A 24,828-nucleotide genomic window follows, 5' to 3' on the forward strand; every position below is an offset into this window, starting at 1 on the left:
CTGGACACGGACGGTGATGTTTCCGGTAGCCTGGGCCGGGACCAGCTGGGCGGGGGAAACGGTGAGCGACGGCAACTACTTCGACGGCCAGGCGGACAAGGTCTTCCAGGCGCACAACGTCTACGGCGACGTGCATTTCCACGCGCCGGAGCAGCCCGCGGCCCCGGCGTTGCAGGTCCAGGCGCCGCCGAAGCATTACCGGAACAACAAGCCACAGCTGGCCGCGCTCACTCGAATTCACGACGAAGCTCTGGACAAGGTCGCGATCGCGATCGTGCGGGGTGCGCCGGGCAGCGGGCGGACGACGCTGTGCGAAACCTGGCTGCATCAGCATCAGGACCGGTTCGATCGGTTCTACGAGGTGCGCGTGGGCCACCGGCCGGGCGCGGACGTGCTGGCCGAGCTGCTGTCCAAGCTGGGATACGGCCCGGACGAGATGCAGGCGAGTCTCGAAGGGCGTGCGGCGATGTGGCAGTCGCAGACTGCCGGGTTCAAGGTCGCGCTGCTGGTCGACGACGCGGTGAGCGCGGCCGAGGTCAAGGCGCTGCTGCCGACGCACCCTGGCTCGTACGTGCTCGTGGTCGGGGCGGAGTTCGATGCGCTGAATACCCGGCATTCCGCTCGGGAAGTCGTCCTGGAGCCGTTGGACGACGACGCGGCTCTGGGCATCCTGACTGAACTGGTGGGCGAGGAAAAGCTCGCTGCGGAGCAGGAGCAGTTGAAAGAACTGCTCCGGATTTGCGATGGCTCTGCGGCGGAACTCAACGTCGCGGGCATGATGCTCGCGCGCCAGGGCGGGACGGTGCAGCGGCTGCTCGCGCGGATCCGGGCGAAAGGCGCACTGGCCAGTGCGGTGTTCGACGTCGCGTACGAGTTGCTGAGCGAGCAAGAACAAGCGGTGTACCGGTTCTTTGGCGCGCATCCGGGCAGCGGCGACGTCCAGTTGGAAACCGTCGCGGCGGTGCTCAGCCTGGACGAGTTCGACGCTGAGGACGCGTTGCAAAAACTGGTCTCCGCCAAGCTGATCGAGGTGATCAGGGGCCGGTACCGGATGTCCGAGCTGGCTCGGTTGCACGCCTCGACGCTGGCTGGCGAGCTTTCCGAGGCCGTGGTCGGGTACTACGCCGAGCAGGGGTTACGGATCGCGGAACGCGCGCTGCCGACTGGCTGGCCAGCGAAGATTTGGCCGGGCTTCGCTCCGGGGCCGTCCGAGGGGAATGCCTGGGAGTGGTTGTTCGCCGAGCAGACGAACCTGCTCGCCGCAGCGGAGGTCGCGTTGCTGGCCGGGGCGCACGAGGACGTTATCCGGCTGGCGAGGGCGTTGTGGCCAGTCTACAAGGACGGCGCGTACCCCGTAGAGCTGGCGGCGGTGAGCCAGGATGCGGTACAGGCCGCGCAGGCTGCTGCGATGCCGCTCGCCGAGGGGTTGGTCCGGACTCAGCTCGGGTTCGCTCGGATGCAACGGCGGGATTGGGCCGCGGCGCGGGAGCAGTACGCCGCAGCGGCGGAGTTGGCCACGACGCCAGAGGAGCATGCGTCTGCGCTCGAGGCGCGTGGACTCGCGTTTTTCGAGCCTGGGTTGATCTCTCGGCAGCAGGGGCGGCCGGAGGACGCGGCTTCGTTGTACAGCCAGGCAGAGGTCTGCTTTCGGGAAAGCCTTGCGCTTGCCGAGCAGATCGGTGCGTCTCGGCGGCTCGCGTTGATACGGATGCATCTGGCGAAGGTCGTGTCGCCGGAGGAAGCGGCCGTCCTGCTGGCGCAAGCGGAGCAGGGGCTGAAGAACGAGCCGGGCAACCTGGTGAAGGTCCGGCTGTGGCAGGGGCGGAAGCTGATCGAGGCCGGATCGTACGAGGAAGGCGCGGCTGTGCTGGCCGACCTCGACTCGGCGGCGGAGAAGGCCAATCTGCAGCGGGAACGTATCGCGGCGTTGCGGTCTCGGGCAGAGGCGGCGCTTGCCCGCGGCTACCGTGATCAGGCGTTGGCGCACGCGAAGGATGCGTTGAACATCGCCCGACTGCACGGCTTTACGGCAGAGGCGACAGATCTGCTGATCTGGATCGAACAGCTCTGACTATCCATAGTGGACGGTAAGCCGGACTTCGTGCTTGCGGCCGCCTGCGGTGAACGGCAGTTGCTCGGGGAAGTCCAGACCCAGCGCTTCTCGGGTGTACAGCAGCGACGGCACGGCCTGCGGCAGGTCGGTTCCAGTGAAGGACACGACCAGGCCGCTGCGGCTGCCCGCTAGCCAGCCTGACCCGGCTTGGCACGCGGCCCATTCGCAGCCGGGGAATTCGGCGAGGGTGATGGCGATCCAGCGGCCTGGGTCGGGGAATTGGCTGCCCAGCACGATGTCGGCGCGGCGCAGCAGGCGTGGGTCGGGGCTGTCGACGTGGACGACTAGGTGGGCATCCGTTGCGAAACCGGCGAATCTGGTGACCTCGTCGCCGCGGACCTGGATCCATTGAGCGCCGGGTTCTGGGCGTTGGACGCGCGGCAACGGGAACGCGGTGAATCCGGCTGGTTGAGCTGGTGGCGGTAGCCGGAGCGTGCGGTAGCCAAGGTCGGTCAGGAGGGCTGCGGACTCTCCGGGGACGCTCGTGGCCAGCGCGGTCGCGGTGACCAGGTCCGCGGGTTGGGTCGCGGTGCGCAGCTGGTCGGCGAGGTTTTCGTCGGTCAGCGCGGGGGCGGCGAGCAGCAGGGCGGCTACTGGGGAATCCGGATCGACGGCTTCGTGCGGTGCGGCGGCCAGCAAGATCGGGGTGCCCAGGCAAGCGGAGTAGTACGTGACGGAGCCGTGGTCGCCGATGGTGACGTCGGCGGCTACTGCGGCTGGTTGCCACAGGTCTTCTTCCGGCAGGACGATTACACCCGCTCGTTCGCATTCTCGCAGCCACATTTTCAACTGCCACGGGTAATGGCCCTCGCCGATATTCGGGTGCAGGGCGAGGACGACGGCGAATTCGTCCAGCGGCAGTTGCCGGGCGATGCGTTCGGGGAGGTCGGGGCCGGATCCGTAGGACGAGAGCCGGCCCCAGGTGGACGAGATCAGCACCAGGGTTTGCTCGCCGGTGACGCCTAGGGCTTGGCGGTACGATTCGCGCAGCTCCCGGGCGTCTCGCAGGCGGTCCAGGCAGGAATCTCCGGCGATGACGGCGTGGTCGGCGGCTTGCGGACAGTACTGCCGCAGCCGGGTGAGCTGCTCGGGGTGGGACAGGACGTGATGTTCGGCGATCACCTCGCCGTCATGCATCAGCCATTGCTCGGACAACCCGAAAACCGGTTTCCGGTTTCCGGTTTCCGGTTTCCGGTTTCCGGTTTCCGGTTTCCGGTTTCCGGTTTCCGGTTTCCGGTTTCCAAGAATTTATTATAACCCATTCCGTGCGGCAAAACCGTCAACGGCGCACGTAATTTGTGCAAATCTCCGCCGTAACTGGCCGCCAGTGCCCAGTCGAAGTCCTCCGTCACGACGTCCTCCCACGGCTCCAGCGGGATCCCGCGCGCGGCGAGGTACTCCTGCGTCCCCCGGGTGAACGCGCTCGAATCCGGGCACGTGAACACCACCTGCACCCGAGGATCCCCGGCGAACAGCGGCAGCACGTCCAGCAGCCGCGTCGCGGCGGTGACGTTGTGCACTACCGCCAGCAGCGTCCGTTCCGTCGGCACGGTGCGCCATCGGTGCGGCACGGGGTAGGACGACGAAGGCACGGAGAGCGATCTTACCGATCGCGCTCCGTGCCAGTCGTTCGAAAAGCCTCAGAGGCTGATATTGCCTTGTACGTCACGCAGCTGGACGACCTTGGCCCCTTCGGCCACGGTGCCCACGTGATTCGTCACCCCGCCGCTGCGTGCCTCCTGATGCACCTCGAACTCGGTGCGCAGCGCTGCCCCGAACTCGGGGTCCTGGCGGCTGACCTCGTCGAGGCGTTCGGCCAGCGCGGTCACCGTGGCCGGATGGTCGGGGGTGGCCGCCTCCAGTTCCGCGGTTGCCTTGCTGTTGCCGGAGAACTTGCGCTTGACCAGGTCATACAGCCCGGTCGCGGCCTTCGTGGCCAACGCGGTGGCGACAGCGGTCAGGATCGGCTCGGGCATGCGACTCTCCTCAGGACGACGGCCCTTCCACCGTACTCACTTCGCGTGCTCGTCGATCCAATCGGCGATCACATCGATGCGCGACGTCGTCTCCGCGCCGGTGTGCGGGCAGTCCGGGCCGTTGTTCTCGATCGAGATCAGCTTGCCGTCCGTGAAGTACGGCGCGCCCGTGTCGTAGGTGCACGCGCTGGTGGACGCTTCCGGTGCGACGCCGCGGATGCCGACTGTCGTGCCGCCGACCGACGAGATCTTCATCGTGCCCTGCTGCAACTGCTTGGACGGCACCGGATTCTGCGCCGTCCGGCTGCCCCAGCCGGCCAGCGTGACCTGCTGTCCGACGCCGGGCACCAGGTGGTTCGCCGTGAGTGGCGTAACGCCGGAGACCGGGCTGTCCAGTTGCGCCAGCGCGACGTCGTTCGGACCGGCCTGCAGAACCTGCGTGACCTTGCGCTGGACGCCTTTTTCCTTCGTCTCGTCGACCAGGCCCAGCGACACCGTCGTCGGGTACGGCACCGGGCCGGACACCCGGTTCTTGTTGGCGTCGTGGAAACAGTGGCCGGTGGTGACGATCCACTGCGGCGCGACGAGCGCTGCCGAACAGAAGCTCGAGTACGTGCTTCCGTTCGGCAGCGGGATGCCGGTCATGCTCAGCTTCGCGGCGAAGCCGAACTGGCCGGCGGGGACATCGGAGCCGTTCGCGACGGCCAAAGCCGGGCTCGCGGCGAGGATGGGCAGGAGAACTGCTGCGGAGATCGCGGCGCGGACGCGCATTCTGTCCCTTCGTCCGGGTCACCGGCGGACGCCGATGAACTCGGCCTTCCACGCTAACGACACCGTCCGCGATGCGGAATTCCCTTGATGGGCGACGAAAACCGACCGATCGCGCGACTTGCCCTCACTGGGTGTGCGAGGCGATCCAGTCCTTGAGGATGTCGACGCGCGCGGTCGTCTCCGGGGTGGAGTGGGGGCAGTCCGGGCCGGTCGACTCGACCGAGATGATGCGGCCGGTGTGGTCGCCGTCGTCGACGAAGTACGGCGCGCCCGAGTCGTAGCTGCACGCGCTGGTGTCCTTCTTCGGCGCGACGCCGATGATGGACGCGGTGGTGGCGTCCGAGCCGACGACCTGCATTTCGCCCTGCTGCAGCTTGTCCGACGGCTTCGGCGAGACCTCGGTGAGGCTGCCCCAGCCGGCGAGCAGCACCTTCTGACCGGTGGTCGGCGCGGCGGGCGAGACGGTCAGCGGCTTGATGTCGGTGACCGGCGAGTCGAGCTTGGCGATCGCGACGTCGTTGATGCCCGCCTGCTGCACCTCGGTGACGTTGCGCCGTTCGCCCTTGCCCGGCTCGTCGGTGGTCGCGCCGAGAAGCACCGAGGTCCCGTACGGAACCGGGCCGGAAACCGGCTTGCGGTTGACGTCGTGGAAACAGTGCCCGGCGGTGATGATCCATTGCGGCGCGATGAGCGAACCCGAGCATCCGCTCGAATAGGTGGTGCCGTCCGCCTTCGGGATGACAGGCATGGACAGCTTGGCCGCGAACGGATACTCGCCGGGCGCCACATCGTTGCCGTTCGCGACCGCGGACGCGGGAGCCGCGACGGCCAGCGCGGCGCCTGCGGCGAGGAAGGCAGCGGAAAGGGCAGCACGCAAACGCATGAAATATCCTCCGGAAGACGACTACTCAATGCGAACGTAGGCGTCTCCGGTTTCCCCCGAAAGGGGGATCAGCCGGGGCTGCCCGATCGGGCTTTCCCGGCTGCCCGCGTTTTCTCGCCGATCAGCTCACGCCGACGAGATCGACGACGAAAACCAGAGTTTCGTTCGGGGCGATCACGCCGCCCGCGCCGCGCTCGCCGTACGCGAGATGCGGCGGGATCACCAGCTGGCGGCGGCCGCCGACCTTCATGCCGGTCACGCCCTGGTCCCAGCCGGGAATGACCTGGCCGGCGCCGAGCTGGAAATCGAGCGGCGCGCCGCGGTCGTAAGAGGCGTCGAATTGCGCGCCGGTGGAGTGCGAGACCCCGACGTAATGCACGCTGACGGCATTGCCCGGCTTGGCTTCGGGGCCGTCGCCGACCGTGATGTCTTCGATCTGCAGCTCGGCGGGCGGCGGTCCGTCCGGGCGCTCGACTAGGGGCTTCTCCACGCTCATGGGGCTCACCGTACCTATCGGTCAAACGGTGCGCCGGATGGACCGCCACCAGGGAGGACTACTCCCAACGAGGGGATAAACGCGAAAACTCTTCACATGTGTCCTACCCGTCGGTAGCGTGCGCTGGGTCACCCTGGGGAATCCTTCGTGGACGGAGTGCGGAATGCGACGACGCATCCCAATCCTGGCCGCGGGCGCGGTAGCCGTGCTCACGGCCGGGTTAGTGCAGATCGGGACCGCGGTACCGGCTTCCGCCGCGTTGCCCGGCAACGACTATTGCGCGGGCCAGTGCAACGACATCCTCCCGCCGGGGGAGAACGGCAGCGCGACGCTCGCCGAAATCCTCGCCAACAAGGCGTTCGGCACACAGCCCGGCCACGCGGACGACCAACTCGGCAAATACGCCGACCTGGCAGGCGGCTACAAGACGCTGACGACCGACGCGATCGGCAAATTCTTCAACGACTCGTCCTTCGGCGTGCCCGCCGACCAGGTCGCGAGCACGCTGAAACCGCGCGACGACGTGACGATCACGCGCGACAAGGCCACCGGCGTCCCGCACATCCAGGGCACGACGCGGTCCGGCACCGAGTACGGCGCGGGATACGCCGCGGCGCAGGATCGCTTGTGGCTCATGGACGTCATGCGCCACGTCGGGCGAGGCCAGCTGACTCCGTTCGCCGGCGGCGCGGAAGCGAACCGCGAGCTGGAACAGTCTTTCTTTGCCTCCTCGCCCTACACCGAGGACGAGCTGCAGCAGCAGATCGACGACGTGGCGGCGAGCGGTCCGCGCGGCAAGCAGGGGCTCGCCGACGCGCAGGCGTACATCGACGGCATCAACAAATACATCACCGATTCGCACAACGGCCGGTATTTCCCGGGCGAGTACGTGCTCACCGGGCACGTCGACGCGATCACCAACGCGGGCACCATCGAACCGTTCAAGCTCACTGACCTCGTCGTGCTCGCCTCGGTGGTCGGCGCGCAGTTCGGCGCCGGCGGTGGCGGCGAGGTGCAGAACGCGGTCGCGAAGCTGGCGCTGCAGGAGAAGTACGGCGTCGAGCAGGGCGAAAAGGTGTGGCAGAGCCTGCGCGCCGCGGACGATCCCGAGGCCGTGAAAACCCTGCACGACGGGCAGAATTTCCCGTACGGCAACACTCCGGCGAACCCGCAGGGCGCGGCGTTGCCGGACAAGGGTTCGGTAACGAACCAGCAACTCGTGTTCGATCAGACCGGTTCGGCGGCCGCTGCCAAGGCGAAGGTCAACGTTTCTGCGCCGAAGGACCAGGAATCCGCGCGCGGCATGTTCGACAACGGCGTGCTGCCGGGCAACATGCTCAAGGAAAAGCACGGCATGTCCAACGCGCTGCTGGTGTCCGGCGCGAAGACCGCCAGCGGGCATCCGGTCGCCGTGTTCGGTCCGCAGACCGGGTACTTCGCGCCGCAGCTGTTGCTGCTGCAGGAAATTCAGGGTCCGGGCATCAGCGCGCGGGGCGCGTCGTTCGCCGGGCTCAGCATGTACGTGCTGCTCGGGCGCGGCCAGGACTACTCGTGGAGCGCGACGACCGCGGCGCAGGACATCATCGACACCTACGCGCTGCCGCTGTGCGACCCGAGCGGCAAACCGGCCACAAAGGACTCGAACTACTACCTCTACCAGGGCAAATGCCTCCCGATGGACACCGTGGAGCGCAAGAACGCCTGGTCGCCGACCGTCGCGGACGGCACTGCGGCCGGGTCCTACACGCTGCGCAGCTACCGCACGAAGTACGGCCCGGTGACCTCGCGGGCGATGGTGGACGGGAAGCCGGTGGCGTACTCGTCGCTGCGGTCCTCGTACTTCCACGAGGTGGATTCGCTGATCGGGTTCCAGGAGTTCAACGACCCGGGCTACGTGAAGTCGGCCGCGGACTTCCAGCGCGCCGCGAACGACGTCAACTTCACCTTCAACTGGTTCTACGCCGATTCGAAGGACATCGCGTACTTCAACTCCGGCGCGAACCCGGTGCGCAATTCCACTGTGGACCCGATGATGCCCGCGTGGGGCGATCGCGGTTTCGACTGGAAGGGCTGGAACCCGGCGGGCAACAAGGCCGACTACACACCCTCGGCGCAGCATCCGCAGTCGGTGAACCAGGACTACTACATCAGCTGGAACAACGCGCAGGCAGCCGGCTACGCGTCCGGCGGCGCGGACAAGTCCGCCGTGCACCGCGCCGACCTGCTCGACGCACGGGTCAAGAGCCTGCTTTCCAGCGGTACCAAGGTGACGCGGGTCAACCTGACCCAGGCGATGGAGGACGCGGCGCTGGCCGACCTGCGGGCGGAGAAGGTGCTGCCGTTGCTGCTGCAGGTGCTCGACAAGGCCCCGCTCACCGGTGCCGCGGCCGACGCCGAGGCGAAGCTGAAGACGTGGATGCAGCACGGCCACCAGCGCGTCGAATCCAGCCCTGGCAGCAAGACCTACAACGACGCCGACGCGATCCGGATCATGGACGCGTGGTGGCCGCTGCTGGTCACCGGCGAGTTCAAGCCGGCGATGGGCGACGACGCGTTCGGCGCGATGACGAACGTGCTGCAGATCAACGAAAGCCCGTCCGGTTTTCAGAACGAGACGCCGGGCAAGCACGTCGGGCAGCCGCACCAGGGTTCGGCTTACCAGCACGGCTGGTGGGGCTACGTCAGCAAGGACCTTCGCACCGCGCTCGGACAGCCGGTGGCGGGCCCGCTCGGCGCGAAGTTCTGCGGCGGCGGCGACCTGACCGCGTGCCGGCAGACGCTGGTCGACTCGCTGACCGCAGCTGCTGGTCAGCCCGCGAACACCGTGTACCCCGGCGACGGCGACTGCTCGGCGGGCGACCAGTGGTGCGCAGACTCGATCATCCAGCGTCCGCTCGGCGGGATCACGCACGGCAAGATCAGCACGCAGAACCGGCCGACGTTCCAGCAGGTCGTCGAGTACCCGGCGCATCGAGGCGACAACGTCTCGAACCTCGCGGCGGGCAAACCGGTGAACGCTTCCAGCGTGGAAACCGGCTTCTACAACTCGCCCGCTTCGAACGCGGTCGACGGCAACCCGGGTACGCGCTGGGCGAGCGATTGGAGCGACAACCAGTCGATCACCGTGGATCTCGGCTCGGTGCAGCAGGTTTCGCGCGCGGTGCTGTCGTGGGAGAAGGCGTACGGGAAGGGGTACAAGATCCAGCTGTCCACGGATGGGACCGACTGGCACGACGCTGCCGTGGTGACGGACGGGAACGGCGGGGTGGACAACGTCTCCTTCAAACCTTCGGACGCGCGGTTCGTTCGGATGCAGGGCGTCACGCGCGGGACTAAGTACGGGTACTCGTTGTACGAGTTCGAGGTTTACGCGCACTGACTTCGGTCGCTACTGAAGTGACGACGAGAACCGCTCCGGCCAGCATGATCGGCCGGGGCGGTTCTTTCATGAACAGGACGCTGATCAGGCAGGCGAGGTGCGCTTCGTGCCAGCGGGAGCGCAGCGACTGCAACGGGATTGGCCGCAGAGCCAGGTACTCACCTTGCAGGGCGAAGACGACGAACTCCTCGCCTGGCTAGCAGACGGAACCATCGATCTCGCCGTGACCACCCAGCGCGGCCCGGATTCCCAGCGGGTGCTCGACGACGAATTCCTTGCCGTAGTGCCGAAGGAGCATCCGGCCAGTCGCCGAGTTGATCCGGCTCGGGGTCGCCGATCTGGGTGGCACGTGCGGGCCTGCCTTGGCCGAGGGATTCGCGGCGCAAGGGGTCGAATGGCGGCCGGATCCGCTGCCGCCCGCCGTCTCGGTCCGGCCGCTGGAGCCGCGGCTGTCCCGGGCCGTTTACCTGCATTACCGGCCCGCCGACCCGGAGGTTGTCCACTTTGTGGAACACCTGACCACCTGGTGATATTCGTCGCCTGCCGTTCAGCCGGTCGCGAAGTTACCGTGTCCGCATGGACGACTGGACTCCGCGGACCCGCGCGATCGCGGCGGGCCGACCGCACGGCCCTGGCGAACCGCTGACCACGCCGATCGTTGCCACGAGCACCTTCGAGGCCGGGGGCGACGCGGTGTACGCGCGCTCCGACGGCACGGCTACCTGGGCTGCCTTCGAGGAGGTCGTCGGCTCGCTTGAGGGCGGCACTGCGGTCGCCTTCGCGTCGGGCGTCGCCACGTTGTCCGCGGTGCTGGATTCGTTGCCGGTCGGGTCGACGGTCGCGGTTCCGTCATTCAGTTACGCCGTCACGCGCGGAGCGTTGAAGCACGCGCAGGAGATCGGTCGGCTCACGGTCACCGAATTGGAGCCGACGGACACCCAGGCGTGGCTCGACTGCGACGCCGATCTGTTGTGGCTCGAATCGCCGACTAACCCGACGCTCGACGTGATGGAGATCGAGACCATCGCGCGCGGTACGCGGGGACGCGTAGTCGTCGACAACACCTTCGCGACTTCGCTGCATCAGCAACCACTGTCGCTCGGCGCGGACATTGTCGTGCACAGCGCGACGAAGCTCATTGGCGGACACAGCGACCTTCTGCTCGGCGTCGCGGTCGCAGCCGAGCAGAGCATTGTGGACGAGCTTCGCGCGGCGCGGACTCGGGTCGGTGCGACGCCGGGCGCGCTCGAAACGTGGCTTGCGTTACGCGGTCTGCGGACGCTTCCGGTGCGGCTCGCCGAGCAAACTCGCACCGCCGAGTTGCTGGTGTCCCGGTTGGCGGAACACCCGGCGGTAACAAAGGTTCGCTACCCCGGTTTCGGGATGATGGCGGCGTTCGAGGTCGCCGATGCCGACACTGCCGACAAGGTGTGCGCGACCGTCCGGCTGATCCGGCCGGCGACGAGCCTCGGCGGGGTGGAAAGCCTGATGGAGCGGCGTGCGTGGCTGCCCGGCGAGGAGCGCGTGCCGCCGGGGCTCATCCGGTTTTCCGTCGGGCTGGAAGACCCGGAGGACCTGTGGCGGGATTTGCTGACCGCGCTCGGCTGATTTCCGCCATTCATTAACGAGGGCTGTGCGGGTTGCCTGGCAACTGTTACGGTATGGGCACGACGAGCCGGATTCCCGGCAATCAGGCGAAATCATCGCCGCCGCGAAGGCGTTCGTTACGCCTTTCCCTCGTGTCATTAATCACCAGCTAAAGAGTTACCCCTTTGGGCTGAATGTCCGCCAGGATCAGCGGGCGCGGTGGGGGTCATCGCGCTTTTCCTCAGAGGGGTAATCATCTTGAAGAAGACCCTGGGCAGACTCGCGGGCGCTGTGCTCGCGGGCGCCCTGATCAGCCTGACCGTCGTGCCTGCCGCGAACGCGGAGACCGCGCCGGAAACCTCCGCCTCGGCTCCGGCCACCTCGGGCGAGACGGCTCCCACCTCGGAAGCTCCGGCCAGCGAGACCGGCAAGCCGACCGAGACCGGTACGCCGACCGAGACGGGCAAGCCGACCGAGACGGGCAAGCCGACCGAGACCGGCAAGCCGACCGAGACCGGCAAGCCGACCGAGACCGGCAAGCCGACCGACTCCAGCAAGCCGACCACGCCGACCTCGGAGACCTCCACTCCGGAGGAGCCGCCGTACGTCGACGACACCGGCTACGGCGTCGACCTCGACGAGAACCTCGGCGTTGTCGTGATCGCGTGCGCCGCGGGCGAGCCGACCGGCCTGCGTTCCAACGACTTCGACCTCCTCGAGGGCCCGCACCAGGACGAGACCGACGGTCGCTACTGGGAGTGGCTGGTCAAGCGCCACGACGGCGTCTCCTTCGAGAGCGACAGCGTCCGCGCGGTCTGGACCTGCGGCGGCAAGCCGACCGACGGCGGCAAGCTGCCCCCGGCGGGCGGCGCGGGCGCCGGTTCGGCCGGCACCACCGGCGGCCAGGGCGGCTCGCAGGTGAAGTACGCGCCGAAGCACGGCATCGAGACCGGCTTCGGGGGCATGGCCGCCTGATGACCAGGAAGTACGGGCAGGGCGTCGCTCTCGCGGGCGCTCTGCTCCTCTCCCTCTCGCTGAGCGCGTGCGGTTCGGACGCCCCGGCGGCGCCCGCCGCGCAGGCCCCGGCCAGTGCGGCGGTCCCGGTGACCAAGCCGTTCACCGGGCTGCGGCCGACGTCGGTCGAGATCCCGAAGATCGGCGCGAAGTCGTCGCTGATCACGGTGCTGCCCAACAAGGACGGCCAGATCTCGGTTCCGTCGGTGAAGAACCCGATGCAGGCCGCGTGGTACCGGCTTTCGCCGGTACCGGGCGACGTAGGCCCGGCGATCGTGCTCGGGCACGTCGACGGCGACCACAAGCCGGGCATTTTCTACAAGCTCAAGGACGTGAACCCGGGCGACGAGGTCGACGTCGAACGCAGCGACGGCAAGAAGCTGAAGTTCGTCGTGGACCGCAAGGAACAGGTCCCCAAGGACACGTTCCCGACGCAGGCCGTCTTCGGCAACACGGACAAGCCGCAGCTGCGCATCATCACCTGCGGCGGCGTGTTCGACCACGCCGAGCACAGCTACAAGGACAACATCGTGGTGTACGCGAACCTGGTCTCCTGACTCAGGTCAGCAACGGGGTGAGCAGCGTGCGCTGCTCCTTCGGCACGTACTCCGAGTAGTTGTCATACAGCGCATGACGCGCCAGCCGCGCCGCCGACTCCCCGTCGGCGGCGCGGATCGCGTTCAGCACCTCTTCGTGGTGCCGCAGCCAGGACCGCATCAGCGTGCCGCGGTCGTTGGCGTGGCTGAGTTTGTCCTCGATCAATTCCAGGACCACGCCGCGGACCACCTCGCCGCTCACCACCAGCAGCGGATTTCGTGACACTCGGGCAATGACGTCGTGGAACGCGACGTCCGCACGGCTGAATTCGGCGTATCCGGCTGCCTCCGCCATTCCTTCCAGCGCGGTGTCGAGCGCGGTCAAATCCTCGGCGGTACGCAGTTCCGCGGCCAGCAGGTGCGACGAGCCGTCCAGCACCATCCGGAATTGCAGCAGTTCCGCCAGCCCGACGTGTTCCGCCCGGGCCAGCCGGTGCATCGACCGGTGCAGCGCGCCCGGCGACGCGGCCAGCACCTCGGGCCCGCGCGGATCGCCCGGCCGCGAACGGATCAGCTCGGCGGCCTGCAGTACCCGCAGCGCCTCGCGCACGGTCGACCGGCCGACGCCGAACTGCGTCATCAGCTCCCGTTCCCCGGGCAGCCGTTCGCCGGGTTTGAGGCGACCGCTCACCACGGCCTCCTCGATCTGCTCGACGATCCGCTCGTAGGCGCGGACCGGAGCCACCGGTTCGAACTTCATCTTGACCTCGGTGTCTGCCGGATGCGAGTCTGCTGTCAGGGGGTACTGGTCTGACCAGTGTACTGAGTCGGAGGCGACGTGGGCTTATCATCGCGACAGCTAGCTCGCGACGCCGACTGGGTGCGGGTATCCCGCAGGGCACAGGAGGCGGAATGAAAGCCCGGAGCACCGCGGTGGCACTGGCGCTGCTGCTCGTGACGTCCGGCTGCTCGGCAGGCTCCAGCGCGAGCGTTTCCCCAGGTCCGGACACGCTTTCCGTCGGGTACACGGCGGAGCCGGCGAACTTCGACTTCACCCGTTCCGACGGCGTGGCCATCCCGCAGGCGCTGCTCTACAACGTCTACGAGGGCCTGGTGAAGCTCGATCCGCAGGGCCGGATCGTGCCGCTGCTCGCGAAGTCCTGGACGATCAGCCCGGACCGCAAGACCTACGACTTCCAGCTGCAACAGGGCGTCAAGTTCAGCGACGGGGCTCCGTTCACCGCCTCCGACGTCCAGTTTTCGCTGATGCGGGTGAAGACCGACTGGACGATCTCGCTCAAATCGGCGATGGACGTCGTGGACCACGTCGAGGTCGTCGCGCCGGATCACGCTCGCGTCGTGCTATCGAAACCCAGCAATGGCTGGCTGTTCAGCCTCACCAGCCGGCTCGGCGCGATGTTCAGCCCGACCGGAGTCGCGGATCTGGCGAACCATCCGGTCGGCACCGGACCGTACGAGGTGGCGTCGCGCCGACGTGGCGATTCCATTGTGCTGCGCGAGAATCCGCGGTACTGGGGACGGAAACCGGCGTATCGCACGGTGGTGCTCAAGTACTTCGCCGATCCGACCGCGCTCAACAACGCCTTGCTGTCCAACGGAATCGACGTGATCTCCAACCTCACGTCGGCCGATTCGATCCCGCAGTTCCAGGGCGACGACCGGTTCACCGTGCAGCAGGGCACCACGAACAGCGAGGTCACGCTGGCGTTCAACGGCCGGCGCGCGCCGCTGAACGACGTGCGCGTCCGTCGTGCGCTCACCTACGCGATCGACCGGAAAGCCGTGCTGGACTTGGTTTTCAACGGCCGCGGCACGCTCATCGGCAGCATGGTTCCGCCCACCGACCCGTGGTACGAGGACCTGTCGAAGGTCTATCCGTACGACCCGGCGAAGGCGAAGCAGTTGCTCGCCGAGGCGGGCGTGCACGATCTCAAGCTGCGGCTGCGGATTCCGAACCTTCCTTATGCGGTGTCGGCGGCGCAGGTGGTGCAATCGCAGCTGGCGGACGTCGGCGTCACCGCGACGATCGAGCCGCTCGATTTCCCGGCGGTGTGGCTCAAGCAGGTCTTCACCGATCACGACTACGACCTGTCGATCATCCAGCACGTCGAGGCCCGCGACATCTCGACGTTCGGAAAACCCAAGTACTACTGGGGTTACGACAACAAACACGTGCAGCAGCTGCTCGCCGCGGCGGACAGCGGCACGCCGCAGGAGCAGGTGAGCGACATGAAGGAGGTCGCGCGGCAGCTGAACACCGACGCGGCCGCGGACTGGCTGTTCCTGTTCCCGAACGTCGTGGTCGCCAAGAAGAAGGTGACCGGACTCGCGCGCAACCAGGTCAGCGAATCCTTCGACCTGACCGCGGTGAGGCCGGCATGACCGCGCGCGTGCTGCGGCGGGTGGCCGTGTTCGCGGTGAGCCTGTTCGTGGCGTCCATTGTGGTGTTCCTGTTCATGGCCGTGCTGCCGGGCGATCCCGCGCAGGTCGCGCTCGGCGTGAACGCGACGCCGGAGCTGCTCGCGAAGACCCGCGCCGAATTCGGCATCGACCGGCCGCTCGTCGAGCAGTACCTGAGCTGGATGGGCGGGTTGCTGCACGGCGACTTCGGCCGGTCCTACGTCACGCGCGAGGCGATCAGCCCGCAGCTGGTGGACCGGCTCGGGGTCACGTTGTGGCTGGTCGGCGCGGGGATGATCGTCGCGCTGGTAATCGCTTTGCCCGCTGGCGCGTTCGCCGCGGTGCGGCACCGGAAAGCCAGCGGCGTCGCGGTTTCCGGGCTGTCGCAGGTAGGTGTGGCGATTCCGGCGTTCCTGGCGGGCATCATCCTGGTGCAGATTTTCGCCGTACAGCTGCGCTGGCTGCCGAGCGGCGGATGGACGCCACCCGACCAGAATGCGGTCGAGTTCCTGCGCGGACTGATCCTTCCGGCATTGTCACTCGGCCTGGTGCAGGGCGCGGTGCTCACGCGCTACGTCCGTTCGGCCGTGCTCGACACGCTCGGTCAAGACTACCTGCGCACTGCCCGATCCAAGGGTCTATTGCCTGGTCAGGCACTGTTCCGGCACGGGCTGCGCAACGCGTCCGTCCCGGTGGTCACCGTGCTTGGCCTGCAGTTGACGACGTTGCTGATCGGCGCGGTCGTGGTGGAGCGGGTGTTCGTGCTGCCCGGGCTCGGCAGCATGCTGCTGGACGCGGTCGCGCAGCGCGATCTGCTGACGGTGCAAGGGATCGTGCTGGTGCTGGTGGCCGGGGTGCTGCTGGTGAACTTCGTGGTCGACGTGCTGTATTCGGTGCTCGACCCGAGACTGCGGGGGTCCTGATGCGCCGCAACGGAAATCTCCTCCTCGGCGGGACGCTGGTCGCCCTCGTCGTGCTGGCCGCGCTGGTGTCGTTCGTCTGGACGCCGTACGACCCGGTGCAGGTCAACGCGGCGGACCGGCTGCTCGGCTTTTCGGCAGAGCATCTCTTCGGCACGGACAAATTCGGCCGCGACGTCTTCAGCCAGATCCTCGTCGGCGCGCGGACCACGCTGTACGTCGGCGTCGTCGCGGTCGGCATCGCAGCGGTCATCGGTACGCCGCTGGGCGTGCTGGCGGCGATGGCTCCGCGGTGGCTCGGCGAGTTCGTGATGCGGGTGAACGACCTGGTCCTCGCGTTTCCCGCGCTGCTGCTGGCGATCATGTTCGGCGCGGTGTTCGGCGCGGACACGCTCACCGCGATGGTCGCCATCGGCATCGCGACCATCCCGTCGTTCGCCCGGATCGCGCGGTCCGGGTCGCTGCAGGTGATGAGCAGCGAATACGTGCTGGCCGCTCGGGCCGGCGGCCGGTCGCGGACGCGGATCGCCTGGTCGCACGTGCTGCCGAACATCGGCGGGCTGCTGATCGTGCAGGCCTCGGTGTCGTTCGCGATCGCGGTGCTGGCCGAGGCGGCGCTGTCGTTCCTCGGCTTCGGAACGCGGCCGCCGACGCCGTCGTGGGGCCGGATGCTGCAGGAATCGCAGGAATTGCTCACCGCGCATCCGCGGCTCGCGCTCGTGCCCGGCGTCGCGATCGCGGTGGCAGTGCTCGGATTCAACCTTCTCGGCGACGGTCTGCGCGACCGTCTCGACCCCCGATTGGCGGCGCGGGTATGACGCTGACGGTGGAAAACCTGCAGGTCGCGGACCTTGTGCGCGGGGTTTCATTTGAGCTGGGCGCGGGCGAGCGGGTCGGGTTGATCGGCGAATCCGGGTCCGGGAAATCGCTCACCGCGTTGTCCGTGCTGGGCCTGCTTCCGGAAGAACTGTCGGCCACCGGCTCGGTGCGGCTGGATGGCCGGGAGTTGCTCGGAGCGTCGGAAAAGGAGCTGTCCCGGTTGCGCGGCAACGGGATGGCGATGGTGTTCCAGGAGCCGATGACCGCGCTGAACCCGGCGATGCGGGTCGGACGGCAGGTCACCGAGCCGTTCCGGGTGCACGGCCGTCGGGGGCGTCCGGCCGAGGAACTGCTGGCCGCCGTCGGTTTGCCGGGGGTCGCGCGGGCGTATCCGCATCAGCTGTCCGGCGGGCAGCGGCAGCGGGTGGTGCTGGCGATCGCGCTGGCCAACGACCCGGCGCTGCTGATCTGCGACGAGCCGACCACCGCGCTGGACGTCACCGTGCAGGCGCAGATTCTCGGCCTGATTCGCGAGCGATTGTCGGCGGAGAGTTCCCTGCTGTTCATCACGCACGACCTGGCGGTGGTGGCGCAGACGTGCGACCGGGTGCTGGTGATGCTCGACGGGTCCATTGTGGAGCATGGCTCGACGCGGGAGGTTTTGACCGCGCCGCAGCATTCCTACACGCAGCGGTTGCTGGCGGCTTCCGATCTGGAGGGGGCGAGATGATCTCCGTACGGGACTTGGAACGGCGATATGCGCGGCGGAACGTACATGCGTTGCGCGGCTTGAGTTTCGATGTTTCCGCTGGTGAGCGGTTCGGGATCGTCGGCGAATCCGGCTCCGGGAAGTCCACGCTGGTGCGCTTGCTCGCCGCTTTGGACCGGCCGACTGCGGGCACGGTGTCGTTCCAAGGCCAGCGGATCGACTCGCTGCCCGAACGGAAACTGCGGTTCCTGCGGCGGGAAATGCAGATCGTGTTCCAGGATCCGATGGGCTCGCTCGACCCGCGGATGCGCGTGCGCGACATCGTGTCCGAACCGCTCGGCCGCCGGTCACCGGAGCGCGTCGCCGAGTTGCTGACCGCTGTCGGTCTGCCCGAGGACGCGGCGATGCGGTACCCGCACCAGTTCTCCGGCGGGCAACGGCAGCGGATTTCGATCGCCCGCGCGCTCGCGCCGAACCCGAGCGTGCTGATCGCGGACGAACCGGTGAGCGCGCTGGACGTTTCGGTGCGCGCGCAGATCCTGGATCTGCTGGCCCAACTGGTCGACGAGTTCTCGCTGACGTTGATTTTCGTCTCGCACGACCTCGGCGTGGTCCGGCACGTGTGCGATCGCGTCGCGGTGATGCGGCGCGGGGAGATCGTGGAAATCGGTGCGGTCGACCAGGTTTACGCCGAGCCGGAGCACGAGTACACCCGGGAACTGCTCGCCGCCGCGCCGAATCTGCGGACCGAGCTGGCCCGGTTGAAGGGAGAAACGGATGCCTGACTACCCGGACGGCCTGCCGATTGGCCCCGATTGGGTGTCCACAGTGGATAACGCGGACGTCGTTTTTCCCTATGACGGCAGCGTGATCGGCACCGCGCCGGTCGGCACTGCTGCGCTAGCGACGCGGGCTGTTGACGAGGCGGTGGCAGTGGCTCGCGAAGTTGCTTCGCTGCCTTCGCGGACGCGCCGGACGTTGCTGAACGAGGTGGCCTCGGCCGTGCGTGAGCGTCGGGCGGAGTTTGAGCAACTGCTCGTGCTGGAGACCGGAAAACCGCTGGTTGACTGCCAAGTAGAGGTCGCACGCACGATCGTCACCTGGGAGGCCGCGGCCGAGGAGGTGTCGCGGCTGCACGGCGAAACCGTCCCGCTCGACCTGCTGCCGTCCGGGGACGGGCTGGTCGGGTTCTGGAAGCGCAAGCCGATCGGCGTGGTGGTCGGGATCGCCGGGTTCAACTACCCGCTGCTGCTGGCGTCGCACAAGATCGCACCCGCGATCGCGGCCGGTTGCCCCGTGGTGGTGAAGCCAGCGCCGCAAACCCCGTTGGCGACGTTGTGGCTGGTGCACCTGGTCCGCTCGCTGACCGACCTTCCCGCGATGGTCCAGCTGGTCACCGGAGACGCTTCGGTCGGATCTGCGCTGGTCACGGACCGACGGATCGGTGCGGTGTCCTTCACCGGCTCGGCCGCCGTCGGACACCAGATCGCCCGCGACGCCGCGCCGACGAAGACCCTTCTGGAGTTGGGCTCGAACGCCGCACTGGTGGTCGCCGACGACGCCGACCTCGAGGCGGCCGCGGACGCCGTGCTGCGCGGCGGGTTCTATGCGTCCGGTCAGGCCTGCATTTCCGTACAACGCGTGCTGGCGGTGTCGTCCGTGGTCGCGGAGTTCACCGACAAGGTGCTCGCCCGGCTCGGCGAAGTGACCGTTGGTGATCCGCGTTCTCCCGAAACCCGCGTATCCGCGCTGATCGACGAACGCTCGACCACCCGGGTCGCCGAATGGGTCGACAAAGCGATCGCGGCAGGCGCTCGGCTGCTGGCTGGCGGCGAGGTGCGCGACGGCGTGCTGGAGCCGACGGTGCTCGCGGACGTCCCGGACGGCGTCGAATGCTGGGACGAGGAGATCTTCGGCCCGGTCGTCTGCCTGCGCACCGTGTCCGATGTGGACGAAGCGTTCGCCGCGGTCAACGCGTCGCGGTATGGCTTGCACGCGAGCGTGTACAGCCGCTCGCTGAAGACCGCGTTCCGCGCGCTGGACGAGCTGGAGGTCGGCGGGGTAGTGGTGAACGAGGTGCCGGGTTTCCGGTCCGACACGATGCCGTACGGCGGGGTCAAGGACTCCGGGATCGGCCGCGAAGGGCCGCGCTTCGCCGTCGAAGAGCTGACCGTGACCAGGATGGCGGTGCTGCGCCCGTGAACTACGCCGGACTGTTCCGAATGGACGGACGCCGGGCCGTCGTGCTCGGCGCGGGCAGCGGAATCGGCCGCGAGGCCGCGCGCGCGTTGGCCGCGCACGGTGCGTCGGTGATCTGCGCGGACCGCGACGTCGCCGCCGCGCGGGAGACCGGTGTGGGCGAGGTGTACGAGATTGACCTGCTCGCGCCCGGGGCCATCGCTGCCGCCGCGACCGACTTGGGCCCGCTGGACGCCGTCGTGCTGACCGCGGCCACCAACGTCCGGAAACGCCTGCTGGACTACACGCGCGAAGAGTTCGACCGGGTGGTGGAACTGAACCTGGGCGTCGCCTTCGAGGTGCTGCGCGCGTTCGGTGCACCGATGGTCGCGCAAGGCCGGGGGAGCATCATCGGCTTCTCCTCGATCCGCGGCACCACCGTCGAACCCGGACAAGGCCCGTACGCAGCAACGAAAGGCGGCTTAGTACAGCTCTTCCGCACTGCGGCCGCCGAGTTCGGACCGTCCGGCGTACGCGTCAACGCCATCGCCCCTGGCGTCGTAGAGACTCCGTTGACCGCACAGATCAAAGCGCGCCCCGACTGGTACGACGCCTACGCGCAGAAGGGCGCCCTCGGCCGCTGGGCGCGCGCGGACGAACTGGCCGGCGCCGTCGTGTACCTCGCTTCGGACGCTTCAACCTTCGTCACCGGCTCCGTCCTCGCTGTAGACGGCGGTTGGACCGCAGTCGACGGCCGTTTTGACCCACCCGCTTCGTGAATCGGAGGTTCCGCGATGACCGAATTGGCCGACCTGACCGCTAACGAGCTGGTAACCGGGTACCGCGCGCAGACGTTCTCGCCGGTCGAAGTCACCGAAGCCGTCCTCTCGCGCATCGATGCCCGCGAACCCGAACTGCGCGCCCTGTACGCGTACGACGCCGCTTCCGCCCGCGAAGCAGCGAAGGCGTCCGAAGCACGCTGGCACGCCGACGAACCCTCCGGCCCCATCGACGGCGTCCCCCTGACGCTGAAGGAAAACATCGCCTCCTACGGCGTCCCGACGCCACTAGGCACCGCTGCCACGCCTTTAAAGCCCGCCGCGACCGATGCCCCCGCCGCAGCCCGCGTACGCGAGTCAGGCGCAGTACTGCTGGCAAAGACGACCATGCCCGACTACGGCATGCTCACCTCGGGCCTTTCCAGCTTCCACGCCGCTTCGCGCAACCCGTGGGACGTCACACGCACCCCCGGCGGCTCCAGCGCCGGAGCCGCCTCCGCAGCCGCCGCGGGCTATGGCCCCCTTCACGTAGGCACCGACATCGGCGGTTCAATCCGCCTCCCCGCCGGTTGGTGCGGACTAGTCGGCCTGAAACCCAGCTTCGGCCGCGTACCAGTCGACCCGCCCTTCCTAGGCCGCGTCGCCGGACCGCTGACCAGGACCGTCGCCGACACCGCCCTGCTGATGAGCGTCCTGGCCCAACCCGACCCGCGGGACCACCTAAGCCTGCCGCCCGCGTCGATCGACTGGCTCTCCTTGACCGGCTCCCTCGCTGGCCTACGCGTCGGCCTGCAACTCGACCCCGGCGTCGGCCTCCCCGTCACCCCCGCCGTCGCCGACGCGGTCACCGCAGCCGCTGCCATGTTCGAGTCCGCAGGCGCGGTCGTGGAACCCGTCGCCCCGTTCCTGACCCGCGACCACCTGGACGGCCTGGACACCTTCTGGCGCGTCCGCGCTTGGTCGGAGATGGCCGCGCTTTCGGAAGACCAGCGCGCGAAAGTCCTGCCCTACATCGCGGATTGGGCGGCCGGTGGCGCGGATGCGTCCGGTGTGGACACTTACCGAGGTTTCGCCGCCATCGACGCGATCAGCGTGGCCGCCCTGCGCGCAACGGAACCGTACGACGTGGTCCTGTCGCCGACCTGCCCTGTCCTGCCGCCGCCCGCGGACTGGCCGTCTCCCACGAATGACCCGACGCGGCCGTTCGAGCACATCGCTTTCACCGTGCCGTACAACATGTCCGGACAGCCCGCGGTGTCGCTGAACTGTGGCTATACCCCGGAAGGTTTGCCGATCGGGCTGCAGATCGCGGGTCGCCGGTTCGCGGATCTGGAGGTACTGCGAATCGCCGCAGAGTTCGAGAAGCTGCGCGGGGAACAGCGTCCTTGGCCGGTCAATTGAGCGGATTTCCGCTCAGCACAGCCAATTCGTCGGCGACCTCGGCGACTTCGGCTTGCAGCGTGGCGAGGTCCGAACGGAGCTGAGCTTGCAACGGCCAGGCGAGTTCGTGCTCGCGACTGCCGATTCCCGGCGGGCGAACGTCGTGATGGTCGTCGAGCCGCGTGTGCCAATAGGTCAGGAACCGCGGCAGGATCTCCTCCTGGAGACGGGAGACCAGGGTGCCCAGCCCCGGCCGGACCGAGGTGGAAGGGCGGAGCGCGTCCTGGTCGATGCCGCCGGTGATCTGCCGGAGGCTGCCGAACAGCGCGTAGAGCGAGCTGAGCGCGCTGCGCAGCAGACCTTCGCCGTCCGGCAGTTCGCGCAGCGCGACCCGGCTTTTCAGCTCGTTGAGGATCTGGTGCGCGGCACGCCGTTCCGCCTCGTCGATCTCCGACCGCCGGCGCGCGGGGACGACAGTGTGCCGCGGCCGGGCCTGGTTCTTCAGCAGCGCGATCGTCGCCTGTCGCACCTGTTCGGCTCGCGCCGGCCGCGGGTCCCGGCCTCTCACCACGATCTGGAAGGCGTGCGGCAGCGTGAACTCGCCGAGCCCGCCGACGACGACTCCAGCGGCGAGCAATGTGGCGAACTCAGCGTCGAGGTCGGTGCCGATGCCCGCTTCGGCAAGGATGTCCGCGACAGCGTCACGGGTCAGCGGCACGGGGGAGGCGGCGGCTAGCACCCTCGCGAGATCCCACGCGCCCTCCACCGCCGGAAGGAGCCGCTCGGCGAGCGGGTCGAGCAGCGGCGACTGGCGGCGATGCAGGCGATCGAGCACCGTCTCGGTACTGCCGGAGAACTGTTCGGCGAGCCGGCGCGCCAGCCCGGTGCTGCCCTCCGCCGCGGTCCGGAGCTCGGCAGTCAGATCCAGTTCGTCCTCGCGCAGATCGGTCAGTTCGACGGCGGTGCCCAGCTTCGCCAGCCGCCGGTCGCGCGTCAGCAGCAGGACCGGGACACCAGCGGGGAGCGGCTCCGGCGGAGAGCTGACGTCGTCAAGCACCACCAGGTCGCCAACGGTCGCCGCGGGAGAATGCCCGGCGAAAACCGTGCGGTACGCCTGGCCGAACTGCTGTACGTACGCCTGCGCAAGCGTGGTTTTGCCGATGTCGAGCACGCCGTGCACCACCGCCGTCCCGCCGCCGCGCAGGATCGAGTGGATTTCCCAGAGTTCCTTCCACCGGCCGGTGAACTTCGGCGGAGCGGACCAGCCAGCCGCCATGCCCGGCTCGCCGATCGGTCCCGGCGCGTCGGCGACTCGGCGCCGCACCGCGTCGGCCAGGGCACTCAGCCCCGGTTTGGTCGCGGGATGCCCCGGCAGCAGAACGTCGAGCAGTTCCCGAGGCGCCAGGTGCTGGCTGCTCGGTTCGGGGTTCACCGCCAGCACGTGCTCGGGCCCGGCCAGGTAAGCGGTCGTGAACTCCTCCTGGCAGGCGCGCCGCGATCCGTAGCTCCGGCTGTAGTAGGCGAGCAGCACCTTGGACTCGCCGAGGGCTTGGCCCAGCCGTCCCGGGATCGAATCGAACGGACGGATCTCCTCGGTGTCCAGGAACACCCGCAGCCCGGCGCCTTCCAGCGCCGCCGCGATGCGCTGCACCGCCGCAGCGTCCGTCCGGTCGTAACTGACGAACACATCCCAGTCCGGCACTCGCCCTCCCCTCCGAGACGGCTGCCGCCGCTGCCGCCGACACCTAGAATGCCGAACATGAGTGTGTCCGAGCGACCTGACCGGTCTCTGGCCTGGAATTTGCACGTCGAGCTGGCCAGCCGGATCTCCGCGGTCCGTCTCGGCCCGGACGAAGGATTGCTGTCGGAGGCGCTCAGCAGCCTCTACCAGGTGTTCACCGAAGCGCGCCGCGCGCTGGCCGAACATCCGCCGGAGCAGTCGCTGACGTCGGATTCCCTGCACCAGGTGGTGTTCCGGCTGCTCAACGACGGATTGCGGCCATTCCTGGCCAAATGGCATCCGCTGCTCGACGCGCACCTGGAGCGCCGCCCGCCGAACTCGTCGCAGTTCGACCACGAGCGGGCTTGGGACCAGGCCGGGCAGTTGCGTGCCGAACTGGCCGACCTGCAGGTGCTGCTGCGCGACGCGACCGAACGGCTGGCCGAACTCGCCGGCGCGGGCTCGCTCCTCGTGGCGGTGCGGTGATGGGGAGGCGAACCAGGCAGTTCCGGCCGCGCGAGGTCGGGGTGAAGCTGAAGCTGCCGTTCGTCGGCGAGATCAGCGGATCCTGGACACCGCACCAGGCCGAGGCGAAAGCGGCGTGGGAGCTGTACGTCGAACTGGCGACCCGGATCTCAGTGGTCAAACTTCGCCGGGACGAGGGCCTCGCGCGGGAAGCGCTGAGCAGCCTCTACACGCTGTTCGGCACCACCCGGGAAATCCTGCGCAAGTACGGCCCGGAAGTGTCGCCGCGAGGGAGCGCGGACGCGATCACGTTCGGAAAGCTCGCGCTGACAGTGCTGAACGTGGCGGTACGCCCGCTGCTGGCGCGCTGGCACCCTCGCCTTGGCGCGTGGGAAGCCACCCGCGCGGACGGCGTCGCCCCGATCGACCACGAGAACGAGTGGGAGCACATCGAGGAACTGCGCGCGGAAATCGAAGCCGTGCGGGTCGCGTTGCTGCAGGTCGCCGAATTGCTGGCGGATGTCTCTGGAGCCGCCCCGCTCACTCCGGACTCCCGGCTCCTTGGCGACCTCGGAAAAGAACGGGGGGGGTGTCCCTATGTGGTTTGTCAAGCCGCTGCGGGGGCGGAGGCGGGTTCGGGGTGGCGGTAGTGGGTGTGGTTGCGGAGCATGGCGTAGAGGAC

The 24,828-nt window shown here is 68.3% G+C and carries 24 protein-coding genes and 1 pseudogene; 17 read left to right on the plus strand and 8 right to left on the minus strand.

Annotation, left to right across the window (positions count from 1 at the left end):
* The first annotated feature begins 16 nt into the window (after positions 1 to 16).
* On the plus strand, positions 17 to 2,071 hold the full coding sequence (locus D0D37_RS19510; RefSeq protein ID WP_162834327.1) for an ATP-binding protein: 2,055 nt from the start codon (positions 17 to 19) through the stop codon (positions 2,069 to 2,071).
* Here the strand turns inward: D0D37_RS19510 and D0D37_RS19515 are convergent, their stop codons facing one another.
* The 6 genes from D0D37_RS19515 to D0D37_RS19540 all read right to left on the minus strand — a co-directional run bounded on the left by D0D37_RS19515 (position 2,072) and on the right by D0D37_RS19540 (position 6,239).
* On the minus strand, positions 2,072 to 3,250 hold the full coding sequence (locus tag D0D37_RS19515; protein WP_116201993.1) for a hypothetical protein: 1,179 nt from the start codon (positions 3,248 to 3,250) through the stop codon (positions 2,072 to 2,074). It lies immediately after the preceding gene.
* Entirely contained in the window at positions 3,250 to 3,705 is a 456-nt protein-coding gene (locus D0D37_RS47450; RefSeq protein ID WP_208720044.1) for a hypothetical protein, read from the minus strand. The genes D0D37_RS19515 and D0D37_RS47450 overlap by 1 nt, the downstream gene beginning before the upstream one ends.
* A 48-nt stretch (positions 3,706 to 3,753) precedes the next feature.
* Positions 3,754 to 4,089, minus strand: coding sequence for a hypothetical protein (locus D0D37_RS19525; RefSeq protein ID WP_116201994.1), 336 nt, complete (start codon positions 4,087 to 4,089; stop codon positions 3,754 to 3,756).
* Between the two features lie 36 nt (positions 4,090 to 4,125).
* Positions 4,126 to 4,860: a S1 family peptidase gene (locus D0D37_RS19530; protein WP_116201995.1), complete on the minus strand. Its 735-nt coding sequence runs from the start codon at positions 4,858 to 4,860 to the stop codon at positions 4,126 to 4,128.
* A 124-nt stretch (positions 4,861 to 4,984) separates the two neighbouring features.
* On the minus strand, positions 4,985 to 5,743 hold the full coding sequence (locus D0D37_RS19535) for a S1 family peptidase (protein WP_116201996.1): 759 nt from the start codon (positions 5,741 to 5,743) through the stop codon (positions 4,985 to 4,987).
* 121 nt (positions 5,744 to 5,864) lie between these two features.
* Complete coding sequence (locus D0D37_RS19540; RefSeq protein ID WP_116201997.1) at positions 5,865 to 6,239, minus strand: FKBP-type peptidyl-prolyl cis-trans isomerase; 375 nt, start codon at positions 6,237 to 6,239, stop codon at positions 5,865 to 5,867.
* A gap of 163 nt (positions 6,240 to 6,402) precedes the next feature.
* Between D0D37_RS19540 and D0D37_RS19545 the strand changes: the two genes are divergently transcribed.
* The 6 genes and pseudogenes from D0D37_RS19545 to D0D37_RS19570 all read left to right on the plus strand — a co-directional run bounded on the left by D0D37_RS19545 (position 6,403) and on the right by D0D37_RS19570 (position 12,776).
* Positions 6,403 to 9,618, plus strand: coding sequence for a penicillin acylase family protein (locus D0D37_RS19545; protein WP_116201998.1), 3,216 nt, complete (start codon positions 6,403 to 6,405; stop codon positions 9,616 to 9,618).
* Positions 9,619 to 9,724: 106 nt separating this feature from the next.
* Positions 9,725 to 9,886: pseudogene (locus D0D37_RS48855) on the plus strand (LysR family transcriptional regulator); the annotation flags it as partial.
* A 46-nt stretch (positions 9,887 to 9,932) separates the two neighbouring features.
* Positions 9,933 to 10,148 (plus strand): hypothetical protein, encoded by a 216-nt coding sequence (locus D0D37_RS48005; RefSeq protein WP_244223580.1) that lies wholly within the window; start codon positions 9,933 to 9,935, stop codon positions 10,146 to 10,148.
* 46 nt (positions 10,149 to 10,194) lie between these two features.
* On the plus strand, positions 10,195 to 11,226 hold the full coding sequence (locus D0D37_RS19555) for a trans-sulfuration enzyme family protein (RefSeq protein WP_116202000.1): 1,032 nt from the start codon (positions 10,195 to 10,197) through the stop codon (positions 11,224 to 11,226).
* 237 nt (positions 11,227 to 11,463) lie between these two features.
* On the plus strand, positions 11,464 to 12,180 hold the full coding sequence (locus D0D37_RS46700; protein ID WP_162834329.1) for a hypothetical protein: 717 nt from the start codon (positions 11,464 to 11,466) through the stop codon (positions 12,178 to 12,180).
* Complete coding sequence (locus tag D0D37_RS19570; protein ID WP_116202003.1) at positions 12,180 to 12,776, plus strand: class F sortase; 597 nt, start codon at positions 12,180 to 12,182, stop codon at positions 12,774 to 12,776. The genes D0D37_RS46700 and D0D37_RS19570 overlap by 1 nt, the downstream gene beginning before the upstream one ends.
* A 1-nt stretch (position 12,777) precedes the next feature.
* Here the strand turns inward: D0D37_RS19570 and D0D37_RS19575 are convergent, their stop codons facing one another.
* Entirely contained in the window at positions 12,778 to 13,515 is a 738-nt protein-coding gene (locus D0D37_RS19575; RefSeq protein WP_116202004.1) for a FadR/GntR family transcriptional regulator, read from the minus strand.
* A 152-nt stretch (positions 13,516 to 13,667) separates the two neighbouring features.
* On the opposite strand from D0D37_RS19575, the gene D0D37_RS19580 reads away from it, so the two are divergent.
* Genes D0D37_RS19580 through D0D37_RS19615 form a run of 8 tightly spaced genes read left to right on the plus strand, consistent with a single transcriptional unit; the run spans position 13,668 to position 21,982 of the window.
* Positions 13,668 to 15,158, plus strand: a complete 1,491-nt coding sequence (locus D0D37_RS19580; RefSeq protein ID WP_208720045.1) for an ABC transporter substrate-binding protein — start codon at positions 13,668 to 13,670, stop codon at positions 15,156 to 15,158.
* Entirely contained in the window at positions 15,155 to 16,099 is a 945-nt protein-coding gene (locus D0D37_RS19585) for an ABC transporter permease (RefSeq protein ID WP_116202005.1), read from the plus strand. Before D0D37_RS19580 ends, D0D37_RS19585 begins: the two co-directional genes overlap by 4 nt.
* Positions 16,099 to 16,914, plus strand: a complete 816-nt coding sequence (locus tag D0D37_RS19590) for an ABC transporter permease (RefSeq protein WP_162834330.1) — start codon at positions 16,099 to 16,101, stop codon at positions 16,912 to 16,914. Before D0D37_RS19585 ends, D0D37_RS19590 begins: the two co-directional genes overlap by 1 nt.
* Positions 16,911 to 17,645: an ABC transporter ATP-binding protein gene (locus D0D37_RS19595; protein WP_116202006.1), complete on the plus strand. Its 735-nt coding sequence runs from the start codon at positions 16,911 to 16,913 to the stop codon at positions 17,643 to 17,645. Before D0D37_RS19590 ends, D0D37_RS19595 begins: the two co-directional genes overlap by 4 nt.
* Positions 17,642 to 18,409 carry an ATP-binding cassette domain-containing protein gene (locus D0D37_RS19600; protein WP_116202007.1) on the plus strand — a complete coding sequence of 256 codons (768 nt, stop codon included), beginning with the start codon at positions 17,642 to 17,644 and terminating at the stop codon, positions 18,407 to 18,409. The genes D0D37_RS19595 and D0D37_RS19600 overlap by 4 nt, the downstream gene beginning before the upstream one ends.
* Positions 18,402 to 19,826, plus strand: coding sequence for an aldehyde dehydrogenase family protein (locus tag D0D37_RS19605; protein WP_116202008.1), 1,425 nt, complete (start codon positions 18,402 to 18,404; stop codon positions 19,824 to 19,826). Before D0D37_RS19600 ends, D0D37_RS19605 begins: the two co-directional genes overlap by 8 nt.
* Positions 19,823 to 20,581, plus strand: a complete 759-nt coding sequence (locus tag D0D37_RS19610; RefSeq protein WP_116202009.1) for an SDR family NAD(P)-dependent oxidoreductase — start codon at positions 19,823 to 19,825, stop codon at positions 20,579 to 20,581. The genes D0D37_RS19605 and D0D37_RS19610 overlap by 4 nt, the downstream gene beginning before the upstream one ends.
* 15 nt (positions 20,582 to 20,596) lie before the next feature.
* On the plus strand, positions 20,597 to 21,982 hold the full coding sequence (locus D0D37_RS19615; protein ID WP_116202010.1) for an amidase: 1,386 nt from the start codon (positions 20,597 to 20,599) through the stop codon (positions 21,980 to 21,982).
* Here D0D37_RS19615 and D0D37_RS19620 read toward each other — a convergent pair.
* Entirely contained in the window at positions 21,975 to 23,663 is a 1,689-nt protein-coding gene (locus D0D37_RS19620) for a toll/interleukin-1 receptor domain-containing protein (RefSeq protein ID WP_162834331.1), read from the minus strand. The two genes, D0D37_RS19615 and D0D37_RS19620, sit on opposite strands and share 8 nt — an antisense overlap.
* Before the next feature lie 57 nt (positions 23,664 to 23,720).
* Between D0D37_RS19620 and D0D37_RS46705 the strand changes: the two genes are divergently transcribed.
* Both D0D37_RS46705 and D0D37_RS19625 read left to right on the plus strand, forming a co-directional pair.
* Positions 23,721 to 24,167, plus strand: coding sequence for a hypothetical protein (locus D0D37_RS46705; protein WP_162834332.1), 447 nt, complete (start codon positions 23,721 to 23,723; stop codon positions 24,165 to 24,167).
* A complete protein-coding gene (locus D0D37_RS19625) occupies positions 24,167 to 24,796 on the plus strand; it encodes a hypothetical protein (RefSeq protein WP_208720046.1) in 630 nt (209 codons plus the stop codon). The genes D0D37_RS46705 and D0D37_RS19625 overlap by 1 nt, the downstream gene beginning before the upstream one ends.
* Positions 24,797 to 24,828 lie beyond the last annotated feature (32 nt).

It is taken from the genome of Amycolatopsis circi, assembly GCF_003385235.1.
GTDB classification, from domain to species: Bacteria; Actinomycetota; Actinomycetes; order Mycobacteriales; family Pseudonocardiaceae; genus Amycolatopsis; species Amycolatopsis circi.